A 24986-nucleotide genomic window follows, 5' to 3' on the forward strand; every position below is an offset into this window, starting at 1 on the left:
CCCGGCTGCGCGGAATTCCCGAAACGTTTCGGAAGTAGTGGTCCGCTTCTGGTTCCGAAGTCGAGGTTCTCGTTGGCCGAACTCGGGGCTGTCTAAATAAATACGCCATTCACCAGGGGAGATGCCTCATTGGGAAAACCCTGGTTGGCATAAAGTTTTCGTATTTTTTCCGAAAACTATTGACAGCCCTATGGAGTCGGACGAACACTGTCGGCACCGACAGGGCTCACCCTCCGTCAAACCGGGTCGCTCACCGCGGCTCGCCCCTCCTGCCGTCGGCAGCCCCGCCGGGTCGTGTCACGCTGCCTGGCCCCCACCAGCCTTCACGGAGAAGGAAGCACGCACATGAACGACGCCCCCGCCCCTCCGAAGGGCCGCAGACGCGGCCGCGCCCTCCTCACCCGCTGCGCCGCCGCCGTCCTGGCGCTGGTCGCGGCCACGCTGATGCTGCCCGGCACCGCCCACGCGGCCATCACCTCCAACCAGACCGGAACCAGCAACGGCTACTTCTACTCGTTCTGGACCGACGCCCCCGGAACGGTCTCCATGGAACTGGGGTCCGGCGGCGGCTACAGCACCTCGTGGCGCGACACCGGGAACTTCGTCGCCGGTACGGGATGGAGGACCGGCGGGCCCCGGACCGTGGACTACTCGGGCAGCTTCAACCCGTCCGGCAACGCGTACCTGACCCTCTACGGGTGGACCAGGAACCCGCTCGTGGAGTACTACATCGTCGACAACTGGGGCACCTACCGGCCCACGGGCGAGTACAGGGGCACGGTCACCACCGACGGCGGCACGTACGACATCTACAAGACGACGCGGGTCAACGCGCCCTCGATCGAGGGCATCCGGACCTTCGACCAGTACTGGAGCGTCCGCCAGTCGAGGAGGACCGGCGGGACCATCACCTCGGGCAACCACTTCGACGCGTGGGCCCGCCACGGGATGAACCTGGGCGGCCACGACTACATGATCATGGCGACGGAGGGCTACCAGAGCAGCGGGAACTCCGCCATCACGGTGGGCGGCTCCGGCGGCGGCAACCCCGGAAACCCGGGCAACCCCGGCGGCTGCACCGCGACGCTGTCCGCGGGGCAGCAGTGGGGCGACCGCTACAACCTCGACGTCTCGGTCAGCGGTTCGAGCGACTGGATCGTGACGATGAACGTGCCGTCCCCGGCCCGGATCCTGTCCACCTGGAACGTCAGCGCTAGTTACCCGAGCTCCCAGGTGCTGACCGCCCGCCCCAACGGCAACGGCAACAACTGGGGCGCCACCATCGAGCACAACGGCAACTGGACCTGGCCCACGGTCTCCTGCAGCGCCAACTGACCCCGACCGTGCCCTCTCCCCGCTGATCTTGACCTTTCCGGGGTCTCAACCGCTTCCGAGACCCCGAAAAGGTCAAGATCACCGCGATCTGTCGGCCGGCCCCCGGCCCGATACGACCGCTGACGTAAAGGCCGCCGCTAGGATCTGTGGGGTGACTGACTCCTCGACGCGTACCAGGTTCGCTCCGTCGCCGACCGGCATGTTCCACGTGGGGAACGCCCGGTCGCTGCTGCTGAACTGGGTGGTCGCGCGACAATCGGGCGGAGCCCTGGTGCTGCGGATCGAGGACACCGACGCCGCCCGGTCCCGCCCCGAGTGGACCGAGGGCATCCTCTCGGCCATGGCCTGGCTCGGTGTGGACGCCGAGAAGTACGAGGGCCCGTACTCGCAGAGCGACTACCTCGACAAGCACACCGAGGCCGCGCGACGCCTGTTTGAGAAGGGCCTGGCCTACTACTGCGACTGCACCCGCGAGCAGGTCCAGGAGCGCCGGGACAACCCGAACCTGGGCTATGACGGGTTCTGCCGCGATCGCGACCTGGCCCCCGCTTCCGGCCGCGCGCTGCGTTTCCGGATTCCCGAGGGCGGCCCGACCGTGATCGAGGACCGGATCCGCGGCCGGGTGGAGTTCCCGCACGAGGCGCTCGAGGACTTCGTGATCGCCCGTGGCGACGGCTCACCGCTGTTCGTGCTCGCCAACGTGGTCGACGACGTGGAGATGGGCATCACCCACGTCATCCGCGGCGAGGAGCACCTGTCCAACACCCCCAAGCAGCAGCTGCTGTGGGAGGCGCTCGGTCACACCCCGCCGGTGTGGGCGCACGCCCCGGTGCTGGTCAACGAGAAGCGGCAGAAGCTGTCCAAGCGCCGCGACAAGGTCGCGATGGAGTCCTACCGGGCCGAGGGCTTCCTGCCCGAGGCCATGGTCAACTACCTGATGCTGCTGGGCTGGTCCCCCGGCGACGACCGGGAGATCATGCCGTTCGACGCGATGGTCCCGTTGTTCGACCTGGCCGACGTCAACTCCTCACCGGCCTTCTTCGACGAGAAGAAGCTGCGCGCGTTCAACGGCGAGTACATCCGCGCCCTCGACCCAGAGGATTTCGCCCGGAGGTGCGCCCCCTACCTGCGCGCCGAGAACGTTCCCTGGAAGGCGGACGACTACGACGAGGCCGTGTTCAGCGCGATCGCGCCGTTGGCCCAGAGCCGTATCGCGGTGCTCGGCGAGATCGTGCCCAACGTCGACTTCCTTTTCCTGGACGAACCGGTCCTCGACGACAGGAGCTGGACCAAGGCCATGAAGCCGGACGTGGCCGTACCGATGCTCACCGCCGCGCTGGAGCGTTTTACTGACCAGGCCCTGGCCTGGGAAACTGACCCCCTCAAGAACGCGTTGGAGGAGGCCGGCGCCGCCCAGGGGCTCAAACTGGGCAAGGCTCAGGCCCCGGTGCGGGTCGCCGTCACCGGCCGCACCGTCGGACTCCCGCTGTTCGAGTCGCTGGAGCTGCTGGGCCGCGACCGCACCGTGCGGCGGCTGCGCTCGGCGTTGGCCAGGCTGACCGCCTGACGCGCCGCCGCGATCCTGCCCGGGACGAGCGCCCCGGGCAGGACCGCCAGTAGTTCGTCGATACCAGGACCATCGGTTCGGCCGGTGAGAACCCATCGGACCGCTTGCGGCGGTGTGTCCTGGGTGGTTCCCCCGGTCCAGGCGTCAAGCCAGCGCAGTGCTTCCTCCGCCTGTTCGGGGGGCGGTTCGTGATCGATCTGAGGTCGAGTGAGTGCTTGGCAGAGCCGGAGTTGCTGCGGGAGTGGTCTGCGGTAGTGGGTGGCGACCCATTCGATGGTGTGTGCGGGGCCCGAGGCCCCGTTATCACGTAGCTCGCAGGCGCACACCGCTGGAGACAGTACAGCCGAGATCTTACGGTCCAGGGATGCCAGACGTCGCTCGTCGAAGCGACTGTCGCCGTGCTTCGGTAGCACATGACAGGCCTGGGAAACCAAGTCGGCAAAGGTTTCCGGAAGCGTCGCCGGAACTGTTCCCAGATAGGGCTCGGCCAGGAACCAGCGGATTGCAGCCGGCCGAATTCCCGAATCGAGGAGATGGACGATACGGGACGCGCTGCCGTGCTCGTCGAGCAACCGTGGGAGGAACACATGAGCCGGTGGTGCTCCCCCGGAGGTCAGAGCCCAGTGGAGGCGTACCTGCACAGTGGTGGCGTTTATTTTGTCTCTGCCGCGGACGATCAGCGTTGTCCGCTGGTCGATGTCGTCGACGACAGTCGCCAGGTGCCACAGCGCGCGCCCGTCAGCGCGAGTCAAGGGAACGAAGTCCTGTGTCGGTGCGTGGGCCTTCCGAGCGTTCACCATTACCGAGGCTGCCAGTTCCTCGGGGGTGCGTCCGTGTTCGGCCATGAGGCGGTCCACGGCTGCGATATCGAGGCATGGGACACCCCGGCGGGAGGCCAGAACCCCTTGCTTCGCGAGTGTTCGCAGTGCCTCGTTGTAGCGGGAGCCGCGCAGGCTTTGCCTGAGATCCTGCTCCCCTGAGTGGACAGGGATCTGCGCGACCCGTTGGACCTCGCCGAGCAATCGGGCCCGGTGAGCGTCGTCGCTTCGGGCTGCGTCGGTGTCGTCCCACCGGATCCGGACCAGAGCCGATGTACCGAGGAATTCTGCGGCGGTGTACGCCAGTAGCGAGGTGAGCAGATGAGTGCGGAGCACACCGACGCGGAACGAGGCGTGGTTGGGGGCGATCCCCAGCCGGGTGCGGATCTCGCCCGAAGCCGTTGCGGCAACCGTGGGATGGGTGTACCAAGCCCTGTTCGTCATCCCGAGTACTCCTCGGGATCCAGGAGCCCGCACCAGAGTGGGACGGTGGAGACCGATGAGTGGGGATGGCCGTGCCCGTACCGGCCGCTCTCACCGAACTCCTCACCGTGGTCGGCGCACACCACCACGAGCGGCCTCCGCGTCGCCAACCGGGCGAAGAGACGACCGAGTTGGTGGTCGGCCCACTCCAAGGCCCGACGCTGCATGTCCAGAAGATGACGGACATCGTCGCGCGAAAGTGGGGGAGGTCCGGCTGGCCATGGGACTTTGGTGTCGTGCAGGCGGTACAAGCGGCGGAGGGCGTCCGAGGTCTGCTCGGTAAGAGGGCTGTTGGGCGTGGTGTAGGGGATGTGTGTGCTTGAGCAGTTGACGAACAGGAAGAAGTGGTCGGCGTCCGCGCACCTGTCCGCCAGTGTTTCGACGTGGGTGAGAGGCAGCGTGTCGGCGCGGTCGGCAACACGGCTGTCGAGGTTGGAAAGGGCACGGGAAGAACGTCCGAAGTAGTGAAACTCGGGGAACGGTTTCGGCAAGCTGTTGGCGGTGTCGGCAGGATCGAAGAAGGTGACGCCGCCGGCTCCGATGACGCGATGGCCGCGTTCGACGTAGTGCTCCATCAGAGTGGGACCGGTGAACGTCACCGCGACGGAGCCCCCGGTCGGGCGGGCCGCAGCGGATCGCCAGATCATCTCCACCGGCTTGCCGGACAGGAGGAAGCGCCCGGAGGCAGGGCGGGGGAGAAAGCCATTGAACAGGGCGGCATGGGCGGGAAGTGTGTAGGTTCCCGGACTCTCGGCTCGGAGCAGGGGGCCGAGCCTGGACAGATGAGGGGTGTTCGCGTCCGCCGCGACGTCGTAGCGGCACGAGTCCAGGGTGATGAGTAGGACATCGCGATCGACGAGATCGACGCCTTGCATCTCCTCACACCTCCAGGACCAGGGAAGGGGTACGGAAGCGGTCGATGGGACGCACGGTCAGCAGCTTCTGGGAGAGAAGGTGAAGCTCGCTCAGGCACGCCCCGGTGATCTCCTCGATGCTCTGCCGCTCTCTGAGGGCCACCGACTGAGCCAGGCGGACACCGACGAAGGAAGGCTCGGTGAGACGATCACCGTTGCGGGAGACCAGGACCGTCTCGTTGGGAAGCCCGAGACGGGTGAAGACCTGATCGGCGATACGGGCGGCGACCAGGGTGTAGAGCTTGCCGGTGTGGTGGATCGGATTCTTTCCCGCGAGCGCCTCCACTCCGGATCCGTAGTTGGCGGAGATGACTCCGTTGGCCTTGTTCCCACGTCCTACGAGCCCGCAGTCGCCCTTGCCGAGAGAGGTGCCGAACGGCGCAAGGTAGGCGCTCCGGCCGCGGTCCTTGCTGTTGAGCGTCAAGCTCGTCTTCCAGTGATGCCGACGGACGGTGGAGTGGCCGCTGATGAATGCGTCGATCCGCTGCTTGGCCTGGGTTACCACGTCCGCGTATTGGCTGTGGGAGCTGATCGCCTTCGGATGCACCGGAAGGCACACGGTCGCGTCGAGGACTGTCTCGGCGCGGGTGAGCATGACTTTCACGTCGGAGCCGACCGCCGGGAACAGTGTGGAGAAGGCTGGACCGTTGATGTGGTTCTCGAGGTCGATCGCCAGCAGGTCGAGGGGGTCCGCAGGGGCGTAGGCGCTGCAGAACGCGGTGTCATTGGCGTGCGCGCTGGCCTGTGGAATCACGCAGTCCGCCGCAGTGTCCGGACGATAGAAGGAGACCGGATGATCCGCGCCGACGCCTGCGGTGTTCTCCACCCGTGTCCGTAAGTGCCGCAGGAGGGGGCTACTGCCGGTGGCACTGTGCAGTACGTCTTCGACGACGGTGCGGAACAACTCCTCGACCGGTATCACCTCACCGCCGACCGAAGGCGTCACCTTGCCGAACAGGTAGACGCTGACAGGCTTGTGAATCGTATAGCGCCCGAAACCGACCACGGCTTCGGCGCCGACCAGGGCGACCTTGTCGACCCAGTGGTTGGGGACGGCTCCGAACCGATCGACTCCAAGAAGCGAGTAACGCCGGGAGAACTCCTCGGCGATGAGGTCGGCGAGAGAGTCGGGGTGGCCGATCCCTTTGCGCTCGACCACGTTGAAACCGAGGTCTGGCCGGGAGAGATTGAGGCCGCTGCTGAGAGTTGTACGCATGCACAGGCTCCTGGGGGTGGGAGAGTCCCGAGGCCTCGAAGAGGCGGAGGGAATGCGCTGGTCGTGTGTGATCCATGACACCTTCGATGGGGTGGAAGCGGTATCACGTGGGCTTTCCGCTCTTGTTCAGTGAGGGGCCTCGTGATTTTTCAACATCCGTTTACACATGGTCCCGCGACGTGCAGACTTAGGGTCGCGTTCATGGCGGAGCGGGGACGGGCGGACGGCGACGTGGCGAGAGCTCGCACGGGATGGCGGCCGGAGAAGCTCAGGGAGCAGCGTGAAGCACACGGCCTGACTCTCGAGTCGGCTGGGGAGACTCTGCGCGCGGTGGCCGAGGCAGCAGGAGTCACGGTCCCGGCGGCGAACTTCCAGACGCTGTGGCAGCACGAGCAGGGAGAGGTCTACCCGGGGCCGCACTATCGTCGGGCCTACTGCCTTCTCTACGCGATGAGCGAGCCAGAGCTCGGCTTTCGCAACGCGCTGCCCGGTGAGCAGACACCCATGGATTTCCTGCCAATCCGGTCGGGGAACGGAGACCGCTCCAAGGCGGTGGAGGATGTGCTGTCTCGGATCGCGTTCAATGACGTGGACGCGAACGGACGGGAACTGCGTGAACGGATCCTGCGCGCCTGGAGTCATCGCCAGGCCGGAGGTGATCTGACCGGCAGCCCGCTACTGGTGATCATCGGAGGTTACGCGGGCAGTGGTAAGTCGGAGTTCGGCCGGTTTCTGTCCCAGCTCACCGGATGGCCCGTCCTGGACAAGGACCCCGTCACCCGCCCGCTGGTCGAGCAGTTGCTCATCGCCTTGGGAAGCGATGCGCATGACCGGCACACGGACCTCTACTGGACGAAAGTCCGCCCACTGGAGTACCGGTGTCTGCTGGAAGCGGCCTATGCCAACCTGGACTGCGGCATCAGCACGGTACTGACGGCTCCGTTCATCGCCGAGCTGACGGACCCCGGCTGGATGCGCCGGATGGCCAACCGGTTCGAGGCTCGCGGGGTGAAGGTGTCCGTGGTCTGGATCGACTGCGACCTGGAGACGATGCGTGAGTACATCGGGTTCCGGTCCGCCGCGCGTGACTCCTGGAAACTGCAGAACTGGGAGGACTACGCCGCCACCGTTGACATCGGCCTACGTCCGGCGGTCCCGCACCTGGTCGTCGACAACCGGATGGGATCGGCCGTCTCCCTCACCGATCAGGTTCAGCGGATGCTCGGAGCGGTCTCCTGATGCGAAGGGGTGTCGTGCTGTACGGGCCGCCAGCCGCGGGCAAGGACACGATTACCGCCGCGCTGTCCGCTCTGGATACCCGGTACGCGCTCTTCCGCCGTTTGAAGATCGGTTCGGGAAGGACAACGGGATACCGTATCGGCTCCGCGAGAGTTCACGCGGAGTTGGTGGAATCCGACGCGGTGATCTACTCCAATGAGCGCTACGGCAACGTCTATGTCATTGACCGGCCAGAGCTCGACGCGGTGTTCCGCACGGGAGGCATCCCGGTTCTACACCTTGGCCAGCTTCGCGGGGTTCAAGCCGTGGTCGAGGGCTACCCGGTTCGATGGTGCACAGTGCTTCTGCGGTGCCCGCGTGAGGTCACCCGGATACGCTCCATCGAGCGCGGGGACACGGATACCCCGGCAAGACTGGCAGCCTGGGAAGCCACGGAGGAAGACCTCGCCGCTCATCCTGACACCGTATGGGACCTGAGACTGCATACAAACGCTCTTTCCCCCGATGAGGCGGCCAAAGCGATCGACAGCCACCTCGGCCACCTCCGGTTCTAGCGTTCCGCGTCTGTTGTCCGTTCGCAGAGGGCCCGGTATCGGTATCTGGCCGAACTTCGCCGGTCAAATACCTGTTCGCAACGCGGCGATCGCCTGTGTGAGCGACAGATCCGCCTGGTCCTTGCACTCCTCCCAGTTCGAGAGCGCGGAGGCTGCCGCACGCATCACCTCGTCGGGTAGAGAGGCCTCAGCCAGCAGGTCCGCTGCTTCCAAGAGCTCTGGCCCCCATCTCCAGGCGCGTGCCGCGGTTATGGGGATGTAATCGGTTTCGGCCAGGTAGCTGCCGGAGCGTTTCCGGGCGACATCGAGAAGTTCGGCCTCCACCCCGTGCTCGGCAGCCAGCGCGTAGGCGAGAGCGGCGAGAACACGTGAGGCCTTCTGGAAACTGGAGTAGGACAGTTTGAGGGCCGATGCCTGCCCTGGCAGGTCTCCGACCACCAGTGGTTTCACGTCCGTTCCTGAGAAAAGTGCCTTCACTGAGGCCGTCTTCACCGGATCACCGGACAGATAGAGCGAGGGTCGTTTGCCGTTGGCCGGAGGAGAGCCGATCACAGCCCCGTCAACCACCGTCGTGGTTGGCAGAAGGCGACTGACGGAGCGGACCTTCTCCGGTGTGACCGCGTTCGCCTCCAGGTAGACATCGCCGCTGAAACCGTGTGCGGCCACTTTCCGGGCGACGTCTTCGGCTGCGGCGGGTGGACACAGCGAGATGACCACATCGGCCTGGCCGAGCAGTGAGGAGAAGTCCGTGCCGGGGAGTAGGCCGGCCTCACGGGCGCGGAGCCGTGTCCTTTCGCTGCGGCCCTCGACGCACCACAGCACAGTGTGGCCCCGTCTCCGTAGCTGTGCTCCGACTGCGGCTCCCATGCTTCCGGGGTGCAGCAGTCCGATGGTCGGTTCAGGGGGACTCATTCGACCTTCCAACGGGCTATGCGCTTGCGGAGAGAAGAGTGCTGATGGCGGACCGGGTATCGGCTGCGATTCGGTCCGGAACGGTGTGTTTCCCGGGCCAGGAGCGGCCATGACTGACCCAGACGGTCCGCAGGCCCGAAGCGCATCCACCCCGGATGTCATTCACCGGTCCGTCTCCGACCATCCAGCCGGGGCTTCTTCCCCTGGCTTCAAGACTGCGCATGGCCGTATGGAAGGCTTCGACGGCGGGCTTGCGGATTCCCGTCTCCCCGGAGACGGCCACCGCGTCCACGAGGTGGGAGAGCCCCGCCGAACGCAGTTTCGCGCGCTGGATGTCCGAGGCTCCGTTGGTGAGCACACCTACGGCCCACCCCGCGCTCCGTAGTTCTCCCAGCCCATCGAGAACGCCCGGGAAACAGGCGACCGACCGTGCCATTATCCGGCGATAGTCCGTCCACAGGTCCTGCTGGGCCATCGCGAGTCCGTACCGCTGGGACAGGGGCGCGAAGTGTTCAGGGGTGGCCCGGTCTTCAAGAGCGGCGAGTAGCCACGTCCGGGCGCCGGTGTTCAGACCATGTAGGTCACAGAAGGCCGCGACGCTTGTATCAAGGGCGGTTCTTCGGTCGATAAGGGTGTCGTCCAGGTCGAACAGTGCTGCGGGTCGCATCCGAGGTCTCCTGAAATGTGTTCGCTTCCTGATGGTAGGGGCTCGGTATCCCGGGGCTGTGAGAGCCCGCCATCAGCCGCTGTCGCGCCCTTGCTTCTCAAACCACCGAGGATGAACTTCGCGTTCTTCTCAAACGTGTCAAAAATACTCTTTCGAAGTGTTTCCTTCATCTTCAATATGCAAACGGTATGAAGGTCAACTTGTATGTTGACTCAGTTTTCGATTAATGGTCAACTGTGAGTGCTGTACGTGATTGTCGCGAGACAGCGCCGGTGTGCGCTCCCGTTCGGGAGCAGGCGGCCGATGCCGCCCCTCCGGCCGACGTGAGAAGGCGAACGTGTATCTCCAGCAGCTTCGTATCAACGGCTTCCGGTCACTGGCCGACGCCGTCATCGACCTCCAACCGGGCGTGACGGTCCTGGTGGGGGAGAACAACGCAGGCAAGTCCAACGTCATGGACGCGGTCCGGCTCCTCACCGCCCCTCTGGACGGCAAGCGCGATCTCTACTTCAGGGCAGAGGACCTCCATCGAGACGGATGCCCGGAAGAGGCGCACCATGACGGGTGTTCCCGGGACATCCGGATCTCGGGGCGCTATACGTCCGCTGACGAAGGCGACCTCGCTGTCTACAGCCAGGCGTTGAACGCGGACCTGAAGTCCCTCGGATACCACCTCACCTACACACCGCCGTCCTTCGGCTCGCAACGAGGAGAGAGCACCTGGCGGGCCGGTGACACGGACACCACGGACCGCGATCCCGAACCGGCCGCCCGCGGGCGCATCCGCCACCTGTACCTGCCGCCTCTTCGTGACGCCCAGCGCGAACTCGCCTCCCATACGGGAAGCCGCATTCGATACGTCGTGGAGAGCCTGCTGAAGGAGCAGTCGGACCGGGACGAGTTCGTGGCCCAGGTGAGAACCGGTTTCAGTGAGGTTGAGAAGACTCCCCGACTGGCCGCCGCGGTGCAGGCCGTCCAAGGGCAACTCGACCTGCTCACCGCTGGAGCCCACGCGCAGAAGGCGGGGATCGGGTTCGCGGACGCCACCGTCCACTCGGTGACCCGGGCACTGCGCCTGCGTTTGGACGAGGCCGGACTGAAACCGCAGGACCTCGCCCAGAGCGGCCTGGGCTACGCCAACCTGCTGTTCATGGCGACCGTCTTCATCCAGCTCCAGAAGGCCGCCGAAGCCGACCTCACCCTGCTGCTGGTGGAGGAGCCCGAAGCCCACCTGCACCCGCAGCTCCAGACGATCCTCATGGGATACCTGGAGGAGGAGGCCGCCCGGAGCCGCGAGCGCCGGGTGGAGGGAGAGGCGTGGCTCGGCCGGATCCAGATCGTGGTCACCACCCACTCGCCGCACATCGCCACCGCTGTCGCCCCGGAGAACCTGGTGGTACTCCAACGGCACAAGCACGCGGGCACGGTCGCTCCCAGGGAGAACCGGACACGGGCCATCGCCGTCCGGAACCTCGGCCTGGACGCGAAGACCCTCAACAAGGTCCGGCGCTACCTCAACGCCACCCGCAGCACCATGCTCTTCGGTCCCCGGGTCCTCCTCGTCGAGGGCATCGGCGAGGCGATCCTCGCCCCCGCCTTCGCCCAGCGGCTCTTCACGGGAGAGCGCCTGCAGCGTTTCCGGGGCACCGCCGTGATCCCCATCGACGGCGTCGATTTCAAGCCGTACCTCCACGTGCTGTTGGCCGCTGACAGCAACGGCAACCGGATCGCGCAGCGGGTGGCGGTCATCACCGACGGGGACTTCCACGGCCTGGACGAGAAAAGGAAGACCGACCGCCCCGGAGACCTCCGTAAGCAGATCAGCGACCTGGGCGCCGCTGACGCGGCCGAGGTCTTCTCCAACGAGACCACGCTGGAGCCCGAACTGCTGAACGCCGACGAACGCAATGTCCCGCTGTTGGAGGAGGCGTGGAAGAACCAGCGGTCAGGAAAAAAGGGGGACCGGGATTGGAGGTTCCTTCGCTCCGACTCCTGGGAGGGGGAGACGGAGAGCCTTCCGAAGGGCTGGGCGGAGAAGATCACCGAGTCGCGGGAGCGGAAGCTCCGTTCCTGTTCGGCGCGTGCGAAATCCGCAAGGGCGACTTCGTCCAGGAGCTTCTGGCGGCCTCGGCGGCGCGGGGCGAGGACGAGCAGCTGATCGCCCCGGCCTACTTCCGGAACGCCCTCGAATGGATCACGGAAGGCCCCGCCGATGAGCGTTGAGACACGGACCCAAGGCGGCCAAAACCCCCGTCAGGACGAGGCGTATCGCGCGCAGCGCGAGGTGGTCGACACGGATGTGCGGCCCGGTGTCCCGCTCCTGGTGCGGGCGTGCCCCGGAGCGGGCAAGACCCGCGTCATCGTGGAGCGGCACCTGACCCGCCCCCTCCCTCCGCGCAAGGGACGCGCGATCGTGTCCTTCACCAAGGTGGCCGGACGGGAGCTGCGCAGGCGCTGCCAAGAGCAGGGCCTCCCCGAGTCCGCCGGATTCCCCAACTTCATCGGCACCCTTGACACGTTCTTCTGGCTCCACCTGGTCCGTCCGTATCTGGGCACGCTGCCGGAGGAGGGAAGGACATGGCGTCGCCTGGAGTCCTGGTGGGACCACCCGAAAGGCCGAGAAAAAGAATACGGGGACCATCCCGACCTCGCTGGGAAGGGCTACCTCACCGGCGACCAGGTCAGAAAGCTCGCGCGGCGGCTGCTGGCCGAAGAGGGGACGGGCTCCCGCATCACGGGGTTCCTCACCGCCCGGTTCGACGAACTGATAGTCGACGAGGCGCAGGACTGCTCCAACGAGGACCTGGGCATCCTCGCGACGCTGGGCGAACGCGGTCTTCCCCTGGTGCTCGTCGAAGACCCCGACCAACGCATCTACGGGTTCCGCGAGAAGGGCGCGCTGCGGGAGGTCCCTCCTCTTCTCCGGTCCGCGCCGGTCATGCGCCTGCGGCACAACTGGCGGAGCAGCCAGACCATCTGCGACCTCGCGGCGACCCTGCGTACGAGCGGTGGGAGCCGCCCCGACACCGCCACCGGACAGCACCAGGACGACGGCACGCCGATCACCCTCATCCCCCTCCCGGAGCAGGGCGTGGACCACGTTCGGGCCTTCTGCGCCGAAGCGGGGAAGCTCGGTATCCGGCAGTCGGAACGGCTCGTCGTCGCGTACGCCGGCGCCTCGCTGCCGGTGGAGTTGGCGGGCGCGAGCTGCTTGCCCGAGTCCCCGTTCGGCCGCATGGCCTGGGCGGTCGGGGTCCTCCGTGCCCCGGTTGCGCCGAGGAGGCAGCGGGAGAAGGCCCGCCGGATCATACGGGAGAACATCCTGGACGTCTGGTACGGGGCGGACGAACGTCTTGAGGAGGAAAGGCGCGAGAAGCACGGCGTCACCGGGGAAGGGCTGACACGGGCGACGGCCCTGGTGCTGCGGGATCTGCCGTCCCTGGACGAGCCGGCGGAGAAGTGGCGGATCGGTGCGCGGGAGGCGTTCGAACGGTACCGACCCGGTCCCGGTCTCTCCTCCCCGGTTGGCGTTCCCGACTGGTCGGGCGCCTGGTGGGAGAGGGATGCCAGGCCCGCCCGCGAAGTCGGAGGACACGGTGTCGCCGCGCTCGCCAGCCAGGTCGAAGTAGGGCGGGTCACCACGATCCACCAGGCCAAAGGAGGGGAAGCGGACGCGGTGCTGATCGTCGTCCCGAAACGGGGGAAACAGGGTGATTCCTCCGCGAAGACCATCCGCCAGTGGCTCGCCCGGACACCGGTCAAAGGAAAGGACGAGGAGGCGCGCAACGTCCTCTACGTCGCGGCCACCCGCGCCCGCCGCCTCCTGGCCTTCGCGATGGGTGAGGAGCAGGTCCGGCTGGTGGAGGCCTTCCTGGAGGAACGCGGTATCCCGTGCCGTGTGCTCCCCTGACCCCGACCGTGCCCTCTCCCCGGTGATCTTGACCTTTCCGGGGTCTCGGAAGCGGTTGAGACCCCGGAAAGGTCAAGATCACCGCGAGGACCCGACGGTCGCCGTATGGTCACGATCGGCGGGAAACCGCATCCTTTCGGGGCGGTCCGGCGTCGGACGGTGCGGATGTCGGTTCGGTTCGGTTCGGTTCGGTTCGGGAAGCGGGGTGCGCCCATGCGGGTGGTCGGTGCGGTGCGGCGGGCGGCGGCGGTGGCGGCGGCCTCGGTGCTCGTGGTGGCGGGCGGGTGGGCCGCCCCCTCGTGGGCGTGCGCGTGCGGGGCGATGGTCGGCGCGGGCGACGTCGACGTCTACGGCGAGAGCACGATCGTGCGGTTCGGGGAGGGGACCCAGACCGTGGTGCTGCGCCTGGACGTGGACTCGGCCGAGAGCGACGCGGCGCTGCTGCTGCCCACGCCCGCGCCCGCCGAGGTGGATCTGGGCGACGCCGCGATGTTCGACGAGCTCAAGGAGGTCTCCGAACCGCGGATCGAGTACGTCGACCAGTGGTGGCCGCCGATGTCCGCCTCCGACGGCGCGGGCTCGGTCGGAGACGCGCCCGGCAGCGGGGTGGAGGTCCTGGACAGCACCCGGCTCGGCCCCTTCGAGGTGGCCACGCTCGCCGCCGACGACGCCGCCGCGCTGCGGGACTGGCTCGACGGGCACGGCTTCGCGCTGGAGGGCGACCTGGAGGCCGCGCTGGAGCCGTACGTCACCGAGGGCTGGTACTACGTCGCGGTCAGGCTCGCCGCCGGGGACGAGGAGGCGCTGTCGGGGACGCTGGACCCGGTCCGGGTGAGCTTCGCCGCCGAGGAGATGGTCTACCCGATGCGGTTGACCGCGCTGTCCGAGCACGGCCAGTACGCGCGCCTTTACCTGCTCGCCGAGCACCGCGTGGACCGGGCGGACGACGTCGACGTCCCCGGCGAGGTGCGGTACGCGGGCCGCCTGGAGGCCGCCGACGTGGAGTCCGGGGGGCTGCGCGCGCTCGTGGGCGAGGACGGCGCGTACCTGACCACCATGGACCACGACATCTGGGACCCGTCCCGGGTCACCGGGGACTTCGCCTTCGCGCCCGCGGCCTCGGACGAGCCCCACCAGGAGGTCGTGCGCGTCGAGCGGACCGTGCGGATCATGGGGTTCGCGGCGGGGCCGTTCCTCGTGCTGGTCGGCGCGGTCGTCCTGCTCGCCGGGGCGGGCGCGGCCGTCGTCCTCGTGCTGCGCGCGCGGCGGTCCGGCTGACGGACTGTGGCAGAATCCCGGGAGGGGCCGGACAGCCGGGTAAGGACATGCGCGACCCCGCAGGGCTGGTCGGGCGGGTGACATACCAGTCGCGCGTGTCGCCCTCTCCACGATTCGCGGGGCCGCGCGCCCGGCCGCGCGCTCAACGGCGCCTCCTCGGGGCGGGAAGCCCCACGATGTCCTCCGGGCGGATCGGGACGCGGGTGAGCGCCCTGCCGGTGGCCGCGCGCACGGCGGCGGCCACGGCCGGGGTGGAGGACAGGGTGCCGGGCTCCCCGGCGCCGCGCAGCCCGTAGGGCGCGGCCGGGTCGGGGCACTCCAGCACGTCGATCCGCATCGGCGGGGTGTCCAGGACGGTCGGGATCAGGTAGTCGGTGAACGACGGGTTGCGGATCACGCCGTCGGCGACCTGGACCTCCTCCATCAGCGCCAGCCCGACGCCCTGGGCGGTGGCGCCCTGGATCTGGCCGACGAGCTGCTGAGGGTGGACCGCCCGGCCCACGTCCTGGACCGCGGTCATCTCGACCACCTTGACCAGGCCCAGCTCCACGTCCACGTCCACCACGGCGCGGTGCACGCACATCCCGAACTGGACGTGCGAGTCGCCCTGGCCGTTGACCGGGTCGACCATCCGGGTCGCGCGGTGGTGGTACTCGCGGGTCTCCTCCACGGGGGAGCCGTCCAGCAGCTCCGCCAGGGGGACCAGCACGTCCCCGGACGCCGAGACCACCGCGCCGCCGCTCAGGGAGAGCCGGGCGCCGGGCGGGACCGGGCCGCGCTCGCGCGCCAGGGCGAGCACGCGCTCGCGCACGGCCTCGCAGGCGGCCTTGACCGCGCCGCCGGTCATGTAGGTCTGGCGCGACGCCGAGGAGGAGCCCGCCGACCCCACCCGGGTGTCGGCCGGGAGCACGGTGACCCGCTCGACGCCCAGCTCGGTGCGCGCGATCTGGCCCTGCACGGTGACCAGGCCCTGGCCGACCTCCGCCGCCGCGGTGTGCACCGTGACCGCGGGCCCGCCCCCGACGGACTCCAGGCGCACCCGCGCCGTGGAGTAGTCGTCGAAGCCCTCGGAGAAGCACAGGTTCTTCATCCCCACGGCGTACCCCACGCCGCGCACGACGCCCTCGCCCAGGACCGTGGCGGAGACCCCGCCGGGCAGGGTGCGCGGGTCGGCGGGGTCGGGCAGGGCCGAGCGCCCGGGCGGCATCGGCGCGTCCCGGGCGCGCAGCAGCATCTCGGCCATCGGCAGCGGCGCGTCGATCCGCTGCCCGGTGATGACGCGCGACCCCTGCGCCAGCGCGTTCGCGACCCGCAGGTCCACCGGGTGCGCGCCCAGCCGCGCGGCGAGCGCGTCCATCTGCGACTCGTACCCGAAGCACGCCTGCACCGCGCCGAATCCGCGCATGGCCCCGCACGGCGGGTTCGTGGTGTACACGCCGTAGGCGTCCACCCGGACGTTGGGGATCGCGTAGGGCCCCACGCCCATGGAGGCGGCCACGCCCACGACGGCCGGGGTCGTCGAGGTGTACGCCCCGCCGTCCAGCACGATCCGCGCGACCGCGTAGAGCAGGGCGCCGTCGCCCGTCGCGCCGTGCTCGTACTCCATCCGGGCCGGGTGCCGGTGCACGTGCCCGAGGAAGGACTCCTCCCGGTTGTACACGATCTTGACCGGCCTGCGGGCGCGCAGGGCCAGCAGGCACGCGTGGACCTGCATCGACAGGTCCTCGCGGGCGCCGAACGCGCCGCCCACGCCCGCCAGGGCCAGCCGCACCTTGTCGGGGGCCAGGCCCAGGCACGGGGCGATCTGGCCCTGGTCCACGTGCAGCCACTGGGTGGCGACGTACAGGTCCACGCCGCCGTCCTCGGCGGGAACCGCCAGGCCCGACTCGGGTCCCAGGAACGCCTGGTCCTGCATGCCGACCTCGTAGGACCCGGTCACGACCACGTCGGCCCGGGCGCGCAGCTCCTCGACCGTGGCGCCCTCGGCGAACGCGCCGGTGCGGACGGGCTGGTGGCGCGCCAGGTTGCCGCCGCGGCGGTGCCGCCCGTCGTCGGGGACCGACCCCTCCTCGTGCACCAGCGGGCAGTCGGGGTCGAAGGCGGCCCGGAGCGGGTCCGACACCGGCTCCAGCACCTCGTAGTCCACCCTGATCCGGTCCAGCGCGCGGCGCGCGGTCTCGGGGTGGTCGGCGGCCACGATCGCCACCGGCTCGCCCTTGTAGCGGACCTTGCCGAAGGCCAGCACCGGCTGGTCGGCGTACTCCAGGCCGTACCGCTTCTCGCCCGGCACGTCCTCGTGCGTGAGGACCGCGTGGACGCCGGGGAGCGCCAGCGCGGCGGCGGTGTCCACGCCCAGGAGGCGGGCGTGCGGGTGGGGGCTGCGCAGGGTCGCCCCCCACAGCATGTCCTCCGTCCACATGTCGGAGGAGTACGCGAACTCCCCGGTCGCCTTCAGGGCGCCGTCGGGGCGGAGCGGGCTCGCCCCGACGCCGTCCCGGGTGGCGGTGGGAAGGCCGGTGGACGCGGGCGCGGTCGTCTCGCTCATCGGCCGTCCGCCTCCCCGGCGAGGGCGCGGTGGGCGCGGCGGCCCGCCAGGGCGGCCGCGTCGGCGGTGACGGTGCGCGGCTCGCCGGACTCCACGACCGTCTCGCCGCCGACGAGCAGGAGCTCCAGCGGGGGAGCGGGGCCGAAGACCAGGGCGACCACCGGGTCGTCGACGACGTCGCGGCCGAACCCGTCGACCCGCCACAGGGCGACGTCGGCGAGCCTGCCCGGCTCCAGCGTCCCGATCTCGCCGTCCCGGCCCAGGCAGCGGGCCCCGCCGACGGTGGCGATCCGGAGGGCCTCGCGGGCGCTCAGCGCCCGGGGGCCCTTGCGGGCGCGGGCCATCAGCAGCGCCTGGCGCATCTCGCCCGACAGCGGGGTCAGCTCGCTGGAGGCGGGGCCGTCCACGCCCAGGCCCACGGTCGCCCCGGCGGCCAGCAGCTCGGTCACCCGGCAGATCCCCGCGCCCAGGCGGGCGTTGGAGGTGGGGCAGTGCGCGACGCCGGTCCCGGTGGCCGCGACGCGGTCGACCGCCGCGTCGGACAGGTGCACGGCGTGCGCGAGCCACACGTCCGGGCCCAGCCAGCCGAGCTCCTCGGCGTACTCCACCGGGGTGCGGCCGGACTCGGCCAGGCACCGGCGCTCCTCGTCGGCGGTCTCGGCGAGGTGGGTGTGCAGGCGCACCCCCTTGTCGCGGGCCAGCCGCGCGGTCTCGACCATCAGGTCGCGGCTGACCGTGAACGGCGAACAGGGGGCGACCGCGACGCGGGTCATGGAGCCGAAGGACGCGTCGTGGTGGGCGTCGACCGCGTCGGCCGTGGCCTCCAGCGCCTCGTCGAGGCCCTCGACGACGCTGTCGGGCGGCAGCCCGCCCCGGGACGCGCCCCGGTCCATGGAGCCGCGGGCCAGGTCCAGCCGGATCCCGACGGCGCGGGCGGCCGCCACCTCGGCGTCGACGATGTCGCCGCGCCCCTCGGGGAAGACGTAGTGGTGGTCCGAGGCGGTCGTGCAGCCCGACAGCGCCAGCCAGGTCAGTCCAGCGGTCGTGGTGTCCGCGACGACGCCCGCGTCCAGGCGGCGCCAGAGCTCGTAGGAGCCCGCCAGCCACTCGAACAGGGCGCTGTCCGCGAACAGGCCCTGCGTGGCCCACTGGTACAGGTGGTGGTGCGTGTTGACCAGGCCGGGCGTGGCGAGGCAGCCGGTGCCGTCCACGTACCGGGCGCCGGGGAGGCGCGGCGCGGGGCCCGCCCCGACCCGGTCGATCCGCCCGTCGACGGCGACGACGTGGCCCGAGGGGTACTCGGCGCCCGCGACGGTCGCGACGTGGGCGTTGTCGATGACCACGGTCCGGCTCACCGGGCGCCTCCCCGGACGGCGGCGTCGGCGCGCTCGGCCGCCAGGCGCACGGCCTCGACGATCGCCTCGTACCCCGTGCAGCGGCACAGGTTCCCGGCCAGGTGCTCGCGGATCTCGGCGTCGCCGGGCACGCCCAGGCCCCGGCGCGCGGTCCGCCCGACCAGGTCGTCGGCCTGCACCAGCAGGCCCGGGGTGCAGAAGCCGCACTGCACGGCCCCGGCCTCCAGGAACGCCTCCTGGACGGCGTCCAGCCGCTGCCCGCCGCCGGGGGACGACAGGCCCTCCACGGTGCGCACCCGCCGGCCGTGCGCCTGCCCGGCGGCGACCATGCAGGCGCACACCGTCACCCCGTCCAGGTACACCGTGCAGGAGCCGCACTCGCCCTGCTCGCAGGCGTTCTTGCTGCCGGGCAGGCCGAGCCGCTCGCGCAGCACGTACAGCAGGCTCTCCCCGGCCCACACGTCGTCGGCCGTGACCGGACGGCCGTTGACCTCGAATGTCACGCGCACCGGGCGCCTCCTTCGCGGTAGTCGGCGGCGGCGCGCGCCAGCGCACGCCGGGCCAGGACGGCGAGGGCGTGCCTGCGGTAGCCGGCGCTGCCCCGCACGTCGTCGATGGGCCGGGCCGCCGCGGCGACCAGCTCCCCGAACCGGTGGACGGCCGACTCGGGAAGCGGCGCGCCGCCCTCCCAGTCGAACTCCGCGGCGGCGAACTCCTCGGCCCCGGGCGCGCGCAGCGGCGTCGGCCCGGCCGAGCCGATCCCGGTGCCGACGGTGCGGGAGCGGGCGTCGAGGGCCAGCGCGAAGGACACCACCGCGATGACCATCGCGTTGCGGGTGCCGACCTTGGCGAACCGCTGCGGACCGGCGGGCGCGGGCAGCAGCACCGCGGCGATCAGCTCGTCGTCGCGGCGGGCGGTGCGCCGAGGCCCCAGGTAGAACTCGCGGGCGGGCACGCGCCGGACGCCGCCGACCGAGGCGAGCTCGACGACGGCGTCGGTGGCCAGCAGCGGCGGGTGCGCGTCCCCGGCCGGGGACGCGCCGCCGAGGTTGCCGCCGACCGAGCCCCGGTTGCGGATCTGCGGGGAGGCGACCGAGCGCGCGGCCGCGGCCAGCGCCGGGGCGGCCCCGCCCAGCGCGTCGACGATCCCGGTGTAGGGGACGCCCGCGCCCAGCCGCACGCCGTCCCCGTCGGCCCGCCACTCCCGCAGCCCGGGCACGCGCGTGAGGTCGATCAGCGCGGGGGGACGGCGCCGGTCGAAGTTGATCTCCACCATCACGTCCGTGCCGCCCATGATCGGCACCGCGTCGGGGCGCTCGCTCTTCGCGGCGAGCGCCTCCTCCCACGTGGCGGGGCTCAGGAACTCCATGTGCCTCCTTGCCGGCCGCCGTACCGCCGACGGCGCCCATGCGGATACCCGCACCCGGACAGATACCCGGTGCGCCCGGACAGACACCCGGTGTTCCGGGACACGGCACGGGAAGGGGCGGAAACCGTCGGTACCACCGGGTAGCGTCGGGCGCGCCGCGGCGTTGGCCGTGACGATCGCGGGCGCGCCGCCGTGGAGGACGGACCCGGCGGCGCGCCCGGCCCGCTGCCGGACCGGGCGCGCCCCGCCCCGGGGCGCCGTACCCCCTCCGCGCCGCGCGGCCGCGCCCCCTCACCGTCCGGGGCCCTCCGCTCCCGGGAACGCCCCAGGTCCCGGGGGCCTGTCGGCGGATGCCCCTAGGGTCGCCCCATGGAGAACACCCCCGCCATCCCCGAGAACCCGCCCGCGTGGTGGGCCGCGCTGCCCGAGCGGGAGCGCAAAGCGCTGGAGAAAGCCGAGAGGACACCCGCCCCCGGGGTGCGCGCGGTGCTGGCCGCCGTCGCCGAGAACGCGGCCGACCGGGTGGCCGGCCTGGCCGCCGCGCTGTCGCAGAAGGAACGGCGCTCCTGCGCGCGCCTGCTCACGGCGTGGAGCCGCATCCTGCACGAGACGTACGACCGGCGCCTGAACACGCTGGTGATCGCGGCCGTGCTCTGCCAGGACTCCCCCGCCTCCGTCGCGGACCGGATCATCACCCTGGGGCCCGGCGCCACCGGCCCCGAGACCGGCGGCAGGATACTGGAGGTCCTGGCCGACCGGCCCGGGGAGTGGCTGGCCGCCGTCGCGCACCACATCGTCACCAGGGACGGCGGGATGCATCTGAGGCGCCACTTCCCCCTGGTCGAGCACCTGATCCTGCTCTCCGACACCCCCGTGTCCGCGGACAGGCGGTTCGTCCTGGGCTGGATGAACGACCGCACCCCCGGCTTCTCCTACGAGGACTCGGCCTGGCCCGACGTCGTCGAGGAGGGCTCGGAGCCCCGTGCGGAGTACCGGGACTGGGACCTGTTCGTCGAGCGGCTGCGCGCCGACCCCCTCCTGGACAGGGTCCTGCCGCACGTGTTCGAGGCGGAGGGAGCCGGCCACCTGATGCGGTGGAACAGGCACTGGGCGATCGTGCTGTCCGCGTTCGCCGGGAGCGGGCGGGTGGACCGGGCCGCCCTCGTGGACGGCGCGCTGGGGCGGCTGCTGCGTCCGGGGCGCCCCGACGAGCTGCGCGGTTTCCGGGAGCTGCTCGACGCGCTGGCGCCCACCGGGGACGAGTACGCGGCCCGCGTCCCCGCGCTGCTGGCGCTGCTGTCCGACACCCCCTCCAGTGTCGCGGGATACGCGCAGAAGATCCTGGTCGGGTTGGACGAGGCGGGGCGTCTGTCCGACGAGCACCTGGCGGAGGCGTCGGCGTCGGTGCTGTTCCGCACCGAGAAGACGCTGGTACGCGCCCAGTTGTCGTGGCTGGACAGGGCCGCGCGCCGGGACCGGTCGCGGGCGGGGGTCGCGGTGCTGGCCGCCGCCGACGCGTTCGGCCATCCCGACCCGGCGCTCCAGGAGCGCGCGCTGGCTCTGGTGGAGCGCCATCTGAAGCACGCCGGGGACGCGGTCCGCGCCGATCTGGCGGCGGCGGCCGAGGCGCTGAGCCCGGCGCTGCGCCCCCGCGCCGCCGAGCTCCCGGGCGTGCCCGGCGGCGTTCCCGGATCGGAGGCGGCCGTCGTGCTGCCCGCCGTGCCCGAGGCCCGGCCGGTCGCGCCGCCGGTGACGGACCCGGCCGAGGCCGCCATCGAGATCAACGCGATCCTGGTGTCCATGCGGAGCGGAAGAGGGACCGGCCGGTACGAGGCATCGGGCCTCTCCGTCGACGTCCCCACGTTCGAGCGGGTCCTGGACGGGCTGGTGCGGTGCGCCCACACCGACCGCGACGCCCTCCTCGCGGAGCTGCGCGCCGTCGCCGGGGCCCACCCGTCGGAGAACTGCGCACCCAACGACGACTGGAACATGGGCGACGTCCGCTGGGTGGTCGCCGAGGTGCTGGGAGAGGAGCGGAGCCCGAACCGCTGGGACCCGGGGTACCCCCACTCCGTCACGACCGTATACAGACGCTCCTACCACGGTTCGGCTCCGTTGAACGCGGTGCTGCGGGAGCGGTTGCGTGAGGTGGCGGGGATGGTGGCCGGCGGGGACGGGCCGCCGTTCCTGTTGGCGGTGCCGACCCTGTCGGACGGGCGGATCGATCCGGCGGTGCTGGTGGACCGGATCGCGGGGTACGAGCGGCTGGGCGTGGTCCCGGGCGGGGTGGACCTGTCGCAGGCGCTGCTGCGGGTGGACACCACGGCGGCCACTGAGGGGGTCCTGGCGGACGCGCGGCGGTTGTCGTCGGAGGCGGGGGCCGGGCTCGCCGCCTGGCTCGAAGCGGGCGGACTCCCCGAACCCGAACCCCTCCGCTCCGACGTCGACGACTGCCCGTGCGGCGAAAGGTCCCCGAGTCACCTGCTGTTCGGCGCGGAGCGGCTGACCGCGCCGTGCGCGCTGCACGAGGTCTTCGGGCCCGTGCTGGGGCCCGCGCGCGGCCTTCTGCACGAGGTCTTCGGGCCCGTGCGCGGACTCCACCGCGCCGAAGTCCCCAGAGCGGGGATCGACCACTGGCCGGCGGTGGTCCCGACGCGGCGGGAACTGGTCGCCCTCCGCCTGCAGGAAGCGTTCGCCGGCCGGAAGGCGCTGCTGCTTCCGGAGCTGGCCGCGGCGCACGGCCAGGCCGGCCCCGTCCTGCACATGGGGGTGGCCTGCGGTCTGGGTTCGGACGAGGACGAGCACCGGACGGCGGCGGTGGACGCGCTGCTGGTCCTGGCCGCGCGCGGCGACCTCGACACGGGACTGCTGGCCCGCGAGGTCGCCGAGGCGGCGCGCTGGGGGACCGTCAGGCCCGAGAGCCTGGCCGGGTCGATGCGCTCGCTCATCGACGCGGGCCTCCACCACGCCGCGTGGGAGGCGCTGGAGGGGGCGCTGCCGTTCCTGATCGACGACCTCCCGGTGGAGCCGGGCTACACCCCGGGCATGAGCCGGTCCGAGAAGGCGCGGGTGGAGAAGACGCGGAAGCTGGCCGACGTCTTCGAAGTGGCCGTCGACTGCGCCCACCTGTGCGGCGCGCGGGGCGGAATCCCCCAGGTGGACATGGTGGCCGGGCAGAAGGGCTCCTCCCGCCTCCTCAAGGAGGCCCGCAGGCTGCGCGCGGTGCTCGGCGGCACGCCGCGCGCCGACGAGCGGGCCGGGGCGCGGCCGGCGCCGTCCGGACCCCGGCCGGTGGCGCCGCCGGTCACCGGCGCCGCCGAGGCCGCCGCAGGGGTCGCGGCGGTCCTGGAGTCCGTCCGGACCGACTGGTCCCACCACGCCTACGTCGTCGGCGCCGACGTCCCCGTGTTCGAGCGGGTCCTGGACGGGCTGGTGCGCTGCGCCCACACCGACCGCGACGCCCTCCTCGCGGAGCTGCGCGCCGTCGCCGAGGCCTACCCGTGGCGGGACTTCCGGCGCGAGCTGGACTGGAACATGGGCGACGTCCGCTGTGTGGTGGCCGAGGCGCTGGGCGAGGCCAGGGGCGCGGAGGTGTGGGACGCCCCGCGCGTGATCCCGGCGCCGCAGGTGGACGACCCCTACCACGGTTCGGCTCCGTTGAACGCGGTGCTGCGGGAGCGGTTGCGGGAGGTGGCGGGGATGGTGGCCGGCGGGGACGGGCCGCCGTTCCTGTTGGCGGTGCCGACCCTGTCGGACGGGCGGATCGATCCGGCGGTGCTGGTGGACCGGATCGCGGGGTACGAGCGGCTGGGCGTGGTCCCGGGCGGGGTGGACCTGTCGCAGGCGCTGCTGCGGGTGGACACCGGCGCGGCCACTGAGGGGGTCCTGGCGGACGCGCGGCGGTTGTCGTCGGAGGCGGGGGCCGGGCTCGCCGCCTGGCTGGAGGCCGGCGGACTCCCCGAACCGGTGACGACACAGGGAAAGGTGGTCGAGTGCGCGACCCCCAGGGAGGACCCGGCGTACTGGTGCGGGTGCCGGCTCCGCCTGGGGGCCCTGCCGGTGCTGTTCACCTCCGAGCGGTCGGCCGCCCCGTGCGCCCTGCACGAGGTGTTCGCCCCCGTGCTGGCGGAGAGGAGCGATCCCCAGCACCACTACGTCCCGGTCGGCAACATCGGCCACTGGCCCGCCGTCCTCCCGCTCGGGCGGGAACTGGTCGCCGTCAACCTGCAGAGCGCCTTCGTCGAGAGGAAGGCGCCGCTGCTTCCGGAACTGGCCGCAGCGCACGGCCAGGCCGGTCCCGTCCTGCACATGGGGGTGGCCTGCGCGCTGCTCTCGGACGCGGCCCGGGTCCGGATGACGGCGGTGGACGCGCTGCTGGCCATGGCCGGGCGTGGGGACCTCGACGCGGAGCTGCTGGCCCGTCTCCTGGTCGGGATGTTCCAGGAGAGCGGATGGATGTCCCCGTTCCCGAAAGCGTGGAACCTGGCCCGGACCGTGCGCGAGGCCACTCGCGGCGGCGCCCACGCCGTGGTGTGGCGGGTCCTGGTGCGGGCGCTGCCCGGCCTGCTCGCCGACGCGGAGAAGGCGCTGCCGGCGAACGAGAGCCGGTTCGAGGGCCGGCGCAGCGGCATCGAACGGGCGCGGTCCACGAGCGTTGTGCTGGCGGAGGCCGTCGAGTGCGCCCGGCGCAGCGGAGCCAGGGGCGAGATCCCCGAGTTGAGCGCGGCGGCCGCGCTGGAGGGCCCCGCCCATCTGGTCAAGGAGGCCCGCCGCCTGCGCGACGCGCTCGCGGGAGCCTGACCGGCCGGGCCTCCGCCGAAGAGG

General features: G+C 70.9%; 16 protein-coding genes. 8 read left to right on the forward strand and 8 right to left on the reverse strand.

The annotated features are described in order from the left end of the window. Positions 1-345: 345 nt before the first annotated feature. A complete protein-coding gene (locus EV190_RS05840) occupies positions 346-1335 on the forward strand; it encodes a glycoside hydrolase family 11 protein (protein WP_133740401.1) in 990 nt (329 codons plus the stop codon). A gap of 151 nt (positions 1336-1486) precedes the next feature. Continuing rightward, complete coding sequence (gene gltX / locus EV190_RS05845) at positions 1487-2902, forward strand: glutamate--tRNA ligase (protein WP_133740402.1); 1416 nt, start codon at positions 1487-1489, stop codon at positions 2900-2902. Between the two features lie 1258 nt (positions 2903-4160). Here gltX and EV190_RS05850 read toward each other — a convergent pair. Beyond that, complete coding sequence (locus EV190_RS05850) at positions 4161-5078, reverse strand: sulfatase-like hydrolase/transferase (RefSeq protein WP_133740403.1); 918 nt, start codon at positions 5076-5078, stop codon at positions 4161-4163. 4 nt (positions 5079-5082) lie between these two features. Beyond that, positions 5083-6333 carry a methionine adenosyltransferase gene (locus tag EV190_RS05855; RefSeq protein ID WP_133740404.1) on the reverse strand — a complete coding sequence of 417 codons (1251 nt, stop codon included), beginning with the start codon at positions 6331-6333 and terminating at the stop codon, positions 5083-5085. 330 nt (positions 6334-6663) lie between these two features. Here EV190_RS05855 and EV190_RS05860 point away from each other — a divergent pair, with 330 nt between their 5' ends. Further along, positions 6664-7572, forward strand: coding sequence for an AAA family ATPase (locus tag EV190_RS05860; RefSeq protein ID WP_243742379.1), 909 nt, complete (start codon positions 6664-6666; stop codon positions 7570-7572). Between the two features lie 14 nt (positions 7573-7586). Then, positions 7587-8126 (forward strand): phosphotransferase-like protein, encoded by a 540-nt coding sequence (locus EV190_RS05865; protein ID WP_208113061.1) that lies wholly within the window; start codon positions 7587-7589, stop codon positions 8124-8126. 63 nt (positions 8127-8189) lie between these two features. Here EV190_RS05865 and EV190_RS05870 read toward each other — a convergent pair whose 3' ends face one another. Beyond that, positions 8190-9149, reverse strand: a complete 960-nt coding sequence (locus EV190_RS05870) for an NAD(P)-dependent oxidoreductase (RefSeq protein ID WP_341770521.1) — start codon at positions 9147-9149, stop codon at positions 8190-8192. After that, positions 9055-9705, reverse strand: coding sequence for an HAD family hydrolase (locus EV190_RS05875; RefSeq protein ID WP_133740408.1), 651 nt, complete (start codon positions 9703-9705; stop codon positions 9055-9057). Before EV190_RS05875 ends, EV190_RS05870 begins: the two co-directional genes overlap by 95 nt. 337 nt (positions 9706-10042) lie before the next feature. Here EV190_RS05875 and EV190_RS05880 point away from each other — a divergent pair, with 337 nt between their 5' ends. The 3 genes from EV190_RS05880 (at position 10043) to EV190_RS05890 (ending at position 14893) form a co-directional block, all read left to right on the forward strand. After that, positions 10043-11863: an ATP-dependent nuclease gene (locus EV190_RS05880; RefSeq protein WP_166655389.1), complete on the forward strand. Its 1821-nt coding sequence runs from the start codon at positions 10043-10045 to the stop codon at positions 11861-11863. A gap of 54 nt (positions 11864-11917) precedes the next feature. After that, positions 11918-13615: a UvrD-helicase domain-containing protein gene (locus EV190_RS05885; protein WP_133740410.1), complete on the forward strand. Its 1698-nt coding sequence runs from the start codon at positions 11918-11920 to the stop codon at positions 13613-13615. 213 nt (positions 13616-13828) lie between these two features. Then, a complete protein-coding gene (locus tag EV190_RS05890) occupies positions 13829-14893 on the forward strand; it encodes a DUF2330 domain-containing protein (RefSeq protein ID WP_166655390.1) in 1065 nt (354 codons plus the stop codon). Between the two features lie 142 nt (positions 14894-15035). Here the strand turns inward: EV190_RS05890 and EV190_RS05895 are convergent, their stop codons facing one another. From EV190_RS05895 to EV190_RS05910, 4 genes are read right to left on the reverse strand one after another with little or no spacing between them, the layout of a single operon-like run. Continuing rightward, positions 15036-17438, reverse strand: coding sequence for a molybdopterin cofactor-binding domain-containing protein (locus EV190_RS05895; protein ID WP_133740412.1), 2403 nt, complete (start codon positions 17436-17438; stop codon positions 15036-15038). Continuing rightward, positions 17435-18793: an 8-oxoguanine deaminase gene (locus EV190_RS05900; RefSeq protein WP_133740413.1), complete on the reverse strand. Its 1359-nt coding sequence runs from the start codon at positions 18791-18793 to the stop codon at positions 17435-17437. The genes EV190_RS05895 and EV190_RS05900 overlap by 4 nt, the downstream gene beginning before the upstream one ends. Beyond that, a complete protein-coding gene (locus EV190_RS05905) occupies positions 18790-19302 on the reverse strand; it encodes a (2Fe-2S)-binding protein (RefSeq protein WP_133740414.1) in 513 nt (170 codons plus the stop codon). The genes EV190_RS05900 and EV190_RS05905 overlap by 4 nt, the downstream gene beginning before the upstream one ends. Then, positions 19293-20162, reverse strand: a complete 870-nt coding sequence (locus EV190_RS05910) for an FAD binding domain-containing protein (RefSeq protein WP_133740415.1) — start codon at positions 20160-20162, stop codon at positions 19293-19295. The genes EV190_RS05905 and EV190_RS05910 overlap by 10 nt, the downstream gene beginning before the upstream one ends. Before the next feature lie 369 nt (positions 20163-20531). On the opposite strand from EV190_RS05910, the gene EV190_RS05915 reads away from it, so the two are divergent. Then, entirely contained in the window at positions 20532-24962 is a 4431-nt protein-coding gene (locus tag EV190_RS05915) for a DUF6493 family protein (protein WP_133740416.1), read from the forward strand. Positions 24963-24986 lie beyond the last annotated feature (24 nt).

Source organism: Actinorugispora endophytica, assembly GCF_004363075.1.
GTDB classification, from domain to species: Bacteria; Actinomycetota; Actinomycetes; order Streptosporangiales; family Streptosporangiaceae; genus Actinorugispora; species Actinorugispora endophytica.